The organism is Synechococcus sp. R5-15, assembly GCF_047462035.1.
Lineage (GTDB): Bacteria > Cyanobacteriota > Cyanobacteriia > Thermostichales > Thermostichaceae > Thermostichus.
Window position 1 is genome coordinate 1 of record NZ_JANSIK010000065.1, and the last position, 5,067, is coordinate 5,067.

The 5,067-nt window shown below is 58.5% G+C and carries 4 protein-coding genes and 1 pseudogene; 2 read left to right on the plus strand and 3 right to left on the minus strand.

Features of this window, described 5'->3' with window-relative positions; genetic code table 11:
• The 3 genes and pseudogenes from NW839_RS06310 to pdxA form a co-directional block, all read right to left on the minus strand.
• Window positions 1-198 (minus strand): annotated as a pseudogene (locus NW839_RS06310) (hypothetical protein); the annotation flags it as partial.
• An 87-nt stretch (window positions 199-285) separates the two neighbouring features.
• Window positions 286-1,401 (minus strand): aldo/keto reductase, encoded by a 1,116-nt coding sequence (locus NW839_RS06315; RefSeq protein WP_414350204.1) that lies wholly within the window; start codon window positions 1,399-1,401, stop codon window positions 286-288.
• Window positions 1,402-1,491: 90 nt separating this feature from the next.
• Entirely contained in the window at window positions 1,492-2,514 is a 1,023-nt protein-coding gene (gene pdxA / locus NW839_RS06320; RefSeq protein WP_414350200.1) for a 4-hydroxythreonine-4-phosphate dehydrogenase PdxA, read from the minus strand.
• 183 nt (window positions 2,515-2,697) lie between these two features.
• On the opposite strand from pdxA, the gene NW839_RS06325 reads away from it, so the two are divergent.
• A complete protein-coding gene (locus NW839_RS06325; protein ID WP_414331610.1) occupies window positions 2,698-3,678 on the plus strand; it encodes an alpha-ketoacid dehydrogenase subunit beta in 981 nt (326 codons plus the stop codon).
• A gap of 105 nt (window positions 3,679-3,783) precedes the next feature.
• The coding region (locus tag NW839_RS06330) for a DUF3084 domain-containing protein (RefSeq protein ID WP_414380522.1) at window positions 3,784-5,067 on the plus strand (1,284 nt) is incomplete at its 3' end.

Sequence of the window (5,067 nt, forward strand, 5' to 3'; positions counted from 1 at the left end):
ACGCAGCTCCTCGATTTCCCGCAGACGGGCGGCGTTCTCCTCGGCAGACTGGGCGCGGCTTTCTTGGATGGACTGGCGCAGCTCCTGGACCGATTGGCAGAGCTCCCGGATTTCTCGGCTGTTGGCAGCAGTCTGTTCAGCCGTCCAAGCCAGCAGTTGTTCCACCCGGTCTAAGCGGTCTTGGCTCTGACTATTCACTCCGATGCCTCGCCTTGTGATGCAATCGATAAACTCCATCCGATTATAAGTGAAGTTAAGCTCAGCCAAATAGGATAGGTGGAATGGTTATTCCCAGAGCCGCCGGATTGGAGAGCGATGCAGCAACTGGTGGGCTTCGGCCAGCAACTCCGGGATAGGCAGATGTTCTGGGCAGCGGGGTAAGCAGTCACCGCATTCGGTACAGCGGTCGGCAGGTGACCCCGGAAACCAATGCCCAGCTTGGCCGAACATGTTGTAGCGGTACCGAGCAAACTCCGTCATTTCGTGGGCAATGGCCAAGTTGCGCAACCGCAGCACTTCGGGAATGTGGATCCCTTCTGGGCAGGGCAGGCAGGCGTAGCACTGGGTGCAGCGGCTGGATCCCAAGCGTTCCTGCTCGGCTTGGCGCAACCGCTCCTGAATCTGAGGGCCATCCACCCACCAACGGTCGGGATCCTGTAAAGCCGACAAGGCCACCTGTAGCTCCTCAGGATGAGTGATGCCCAGGCTGAGGGTGTGAACACGGGGATCCGCCAGCAAAAAACGATAGGCAAACTCCAAGGGGCTGAAAGGTGCACAGCACTCCTGCAGGTGTTGGGGCGGGCGATAGAGCATTCCCCCTTTATCGGCAGGAGAAATGATGAACACGCCCATATCTTGCTGGGCAGCCGCTTCTAGGGCCGGTGCATTGCGCTGTTGGAAAAAGTGATGGTGCAAATTAACAAAGTCAAAGCATCCTGTCTGGATGGCCTGCAAAATTAACTCCAGGGATCCATGGGTGGAAAACCCAATGTGGCGCACCCAGCCTTCTTGCTGCATCTGCTTGAGAATCGGCAACCCTTTCTGCAGCACCCACTCCAGATGTTCCGGCAGGTTGATGCCATGAAAGGCAAATTGATCCAGGTAATCCACCCGCAGACGGCGCAGGGATCCCTGAAGCCGCTCTCGCAACCCATCTGTGGGAGTGAGTTTGCTGGTCAGAATCAACTGATGGCGTGAAAAGGGCAGGGTTTGCAAAATCTCGCCCAAGAGCACCTCGGCATGGCCATAAGCCTGAGCCGTTTCGATGTGGTTGATCCCTGCGGCTAGGGCTGCCTCAACGGTTGCCTGAGCTTGATCCCTGGGCACATTGACCAAGCGCATGCTGCCCAGAGAAAAAACCGAGACCAGCTGTTGGGTGCGCCCAAAGCGACGGTAAAGCATTCCGGTTGAGGTAGCACCGGCAACTTCCATCAAGCCACCCCCTGGAAACGAGAAACGGCCTCAGATTGTCGGGTACAGACGGCATTTCCCTCAGGAGGGGTTTTTGCCCAGCAGTTCTGCCGCCAGCAGGATCGCCTGCTTAAGGCTCTCGCATCGGGCCACCCCTTGGCCGGCAATGTCGAAGGCGGTGCCATGATCGGGAGAGGTGCGAACAAAAGGCAGCCCAATTGTCAGGTTAACCGCCCGGTCAAAAGCCAGCATCTTCACCGGGATCAAACCTTGATCATGATAGAGAGCCAAGTAGGCATCTGCCACAGTTGGGGATCCCTGGCCATGCCAGGCTTGCGCGGGAGCCACCCACAGGGTGTCGGGGGGAAGCGGCCCCCAAATTTGGGCGTGGGCATAGGTGCGCAGCAGCTCGGTCAGCCATTCTTTTTCCTCCGATCCCAGTTGCCCCTGTTCGCCGGCATGGGGATTCAGGCCGGCTACTGCAATCACAGGATCCCGGATCCCAAAGGTGTGGCGCAGGGATCCCACCAGCACATTCAGCTTTGTCCGCACCCGCTCTGGGGTCAGCACGGTGGGCACTTGGCCGAGGGGAATATGGGTGGTGGCCAGCAAAACCCGCATCTGCCAACCGCTGTGGGGGGAACGGGCAACAAACATCATCCCGTAGTGCTCAGACCGACTCAGCTGGGCCAAAACTTCTGTTTGACCAGGGAACCGGTAGCCAGCTTGATGCCAGAGATACTTGGCGATGGGCGCTGTCACGATCCCCTGAAACTCCCCCTGCAACGTCCGTTCGACCGCCGTTCTCAGGTAAGCAAAACTAACCGCACCACTGTCGGCATCCCCTTGACCAATACAGCCAGGCTGTAACCGAAAGCCTGTGTCGCATTCCAGCATCGGGATCCCTGCCGGATGGGCCAATGGAGCCGGCGACCGATCTCTCAGCAGGCGATAGGTGGCTTCTAGAACCTGCCGATCCCCTACAACCGTGATGTGGGCGCAAGACTGCACCTCAGGATCCGCCAGCGCCTTGAGCACAATTTCCGGCCCAATTCCCGCGGGATCCCCCAAGGTCAGCGCCAGTTTGGGCCGTGGAATGCTCATGGTGTCTTTTCTTGAGAAGACGGACGATCCCCATGTTCCAGGGGAAAGAGAGTGCTGAGGAAAGCTGTGGGGAAGGTCGCCATCCCTTTGAGCAAGAATTCTGAGCTCAGCCTATCAAGTCAGCTGCAAGGGGATCCATGCCGGCAAAATGGTTTAATGAGGGTTTAGCGATATTGAACCTCTATGGCCGAGACATTCCTTTACAACGCCTTGCGTGCTGCCCTCGACGAAGAAATGGCCCGGGATCCCAACGTATTTGTTTTGGGAGAAGATGTCGGCCATTACGGCGGCTCCTACAAAGTCACCAAAGACCTGTATCGCAAGTACGGGGAGATGCGCCTGCTGGATACCCCCATTTGCGAGAACAGCTTCACCGGCCTGGCCATCGGGGCAGCCATGACCGGCTTGCGCCCGGTGGTGGAAGGGATGAACATGGGCTTTCTGCTGCTGGCCTTCAACCAAATTGCCAACAATGCCGGTATGCTGCGCTACACTTCCGGGGGCAATTTCAAGATCCCGATGGTCATCCGCGGGCCGGGCGGGGTGGGTCGTCAGTTGGGAGCAGAACACTCGCAGCGGCTAGAGGCCTACTTCCAAGCGGTGCCCGGGCTTAAGATCGTGGCCTGTTCAACTCCCTATAATGCCAAGGGCTTGCTCAAGTCCGCCATCCGCGACGACAACCCCGTTCTCTTTTTCGAGCATGTGCTCCTGTACAACTTGAAAGAAGATCTGCCAGAAGAGGAATACCTTTTGCCTCTGGACAAAGCCGAAATCGTCCGATCCGGCTCCGATGTTACCCTGCTCACCTACTCCCGCATGCGCTACCACGTGCTCAAGGCCGTGGACACTTTGGTGCAGCAGGAGATCGACCCTGAGGTGATCGATTTAATCTCGCTGAAACCTTTAGATATGGGAACCATTGCCGCTTCGGTGCGCAAAACCCATCGGGTGATCATTGTTGAGGAAGACATGAAATCGGGTGGCATTGGGGCGGAACTGACAGCTCGCATCATGGAAGAACTGTTCGATGAGCTGGATGCGCCGGTGATGCGTTTGGCTTCGCAGGACATTCCCACCCCCTACAACGGCACGCTGGAGGCGGCCACCATCGTGCAACCTGCAGATATTGTGGCGGCGGTGGAGCGGCTCCTCTACGCGGATTAGAACCCCCAAAAATCCCTACAAAACAGCGCCGAAATCTATCTCCCAGCAACTTGCAAAATCCTCAGGGCAACCTTGCTAAGATTTCCATGGCAGGGATCCGCGAATATGCAAGGCGTACTGCTGATCCTCTACATGTTGGTTGTCAGTGGCCTGATTGCCGTTGTTGGGGATCGGGTGGGCTACCGCATTGGCAAAAAGCGCCTTACCTGGTTTAACCTGCGCCCCCGCCATACCGCCATTCTGGTGGCCGTGGTGACCGGCGTGAGCATCTCCGCCCTGACCTTGGGCACACTGCTGCTCCTCAACCGCTCTCTGTCGGAGGCCCTGTTCAGCTACACCAACCAAATTGCCCAGGCGGAGCAAGAGCTGCGGGCCCTCAACCGCCAGAAAGCCCTCTTGGAAGCGGAAAATGCCGCTCTCAGGGTTGAGCGAGACCACCTCAAGGTGGATCTGGATCAATTTCGCACCCAGCAGTCGGCAGCCCAAACCCGCCTGAGCGAAGTGCGCGATCAGCTGGCAGTGGCGCTGCAGGAGCGGCAGGAGGCGGAGGCCAAGCTGGCGGCAGCCAACGAGCAACTGGCCAAGGTGCAGCCCAGTTTGGATCGAGCCCATGCCGAGTTGGAGGCAGTGAAGGCAGAGGTGGAGTCGGCCCGCCAGGTGATCGCCACCCTGGAGTCGCAAAAACAAGCCCTGCAACTGGATCGGGATCAGCTGGAGCGCTCCCTGGATGTGGTGCAGGCGGCCTTAACCCAACTGGAGAACCAGAAAAACCAGCTTGAGCAGGAGATCGAGCAGCTCAACCAATTGGCGGTGCGGCTGCGGCGGGGGGAACTGGCCATCTTGGCGGGGGAAGTTTTGGCAACAGGAGTTGTGGAGGCTCCAAGAGGGGCAAAACCAGAGGCGATCCGGCGGCAGTTTGAGCACCTTTTGGCCCAGGCGGAACAGCGGGCCCTTGCCCTTGGATCCCAGCCCATGCCCCCTCTGGAAAACGCGATCTTGATCCGCCGCGAGGATGCCGATCAAGCCTTGGAGAAGTTGCAAGAGCCCGGTAGCTGGGCGGTGCGCATTCTCTCTGTTACCAACCGGCTCAAGGGGGAGCCTGTGCCTGTGCTCGTGCAGATTTACCCCAACCAGCGGATTTTCGCCAAGGGATCCGTGCTGGCCCACGGGGTGATTCAACCGGGTTTGAGCGAAAATCAGATCCAACAGCAACTGCTGGGGCTGCTGAACCAGGCCAATCAGCGCTCGCAGGAGGAGGGGCTCCTCTCGGATCCCATCACCGGCACCGTTGGGGAGTTCTCCCAGGTCAAGTTTCTGGAGGTTGTGCAGCATCTCCGCCAGAGCACCACCCCTCTGGATGTGAAGCTAGTTGCCGACACCGACATCTAC

Bases quoted from the DNA above. Each gene is read 5' to 3' on its own strand.
- NW839_RS06315 (WP_414350204.1), bottom strand. From the start codon at position 1,401: ATGCTTTACCGTCGCTTTGGGCGCACCCAACAGCTGGTCTCGGTTTTT.
- pdxA (WP_414350200.1), bottom strand. From the start codon at position 2,514: ATGAGCATTCCACGGCCCAAACTGGCGCTGACCTTGGGGGATCCCGCG.
- NW839_RS06325 (WP_414331610.1), top strand. From the start codon at position 2,698: ATGGCCGAGACATTCCTTTACAACGCCTTGCGTGCTGCCCTCGACGAA.